Source organism: Tatumella sp. UCD-D_suzukii (assembly GCF_000611875.2).
GTDB classification, from domain to species: domain Bacteria; phylum Pseudomonadota; class Gammaproteobacteria; order Enterobacterales; family Enterobacteriaceae; genus Tatumella; species Tatumella ptyseos.
In genome coordinates this window covers 1-730 of sequence record NZ_JFJX01000003.1, presented here as the reverse complement: position 1 = coordinate 730, position 730 = coordinate 1, and the positions used below count along the sequence as shown (strand labels likewise).

Sequence of the window (730 nt, the reverse complement as noted above, 5' to 3'; positions counted from 1 at the left end):
ATGACTTACGAGTCATGTTTAAGATATTGCTCTTTAACAATACGGAACAAGCTGAAAATTTGAAAACAATGAATAACGTTAAGTTATTCAGAGTCTCTCAAAAACTTTTACGATTCAGAGTCGTTGCAAGACGTCTGTGGGTTGTGAGGTTAAGCGAATAAGCGTACACGGTGGATGCCCTGGCAGTCAGAGGCGATGAAGGACGTGCTAATCTGCGATAAGCGTCGGTAAGGTGATATGAACCGTTACAGCCGACGATTTCCGAATGGGGAAAACCGGTGCACTCAGTGCATCATCGTTAACTGAATACATAGGTTAACGAGGCGAACCGGGGGAACTGAAACATCTAAGTACCCCGAGGAAAAGAAATCAACCGAGATTCCCCCAGTAGCGGCGAGCGAACGGGGAGGAGCCCGGAACCATCATCAGTGGGTGTGTTAATGGAAGCGTCTGGAAAGTCGCACGATACAGGGTGATAGTCCCGTACATGAAAATGCACACATTGTGAGTTCGAAGAGTAGGGCGGGACACGTGGTATCCTGTCTGAATATGGGGGGACCATCCTCCAAGGCTAAATACTCCTGACTGACCGATAGTGAACCAGTACCGTGAGGGAAAGGCGAAAAGAACCCCGGCGAGGGGAGTGAAAAGAACCTGAAACCGTGTACGTACAAGCAGTGGGAGCACCTTTTAGGGTGTGACTGCGTACCTTTTGTATAATGGGTCAGCG

General features: G+C 48.5%; 1 rRNA gene. It reads left to right on the top strand.

Annotated features, from left to right (window positions below):
* Positions 1-147: 147 nt before the first annotated feature.
* Positions 148-730: ribosomal RNA gene (locus CG67_RS02040) — 23S ribosomal RNA — on the top strand; the annotation flags it as partial.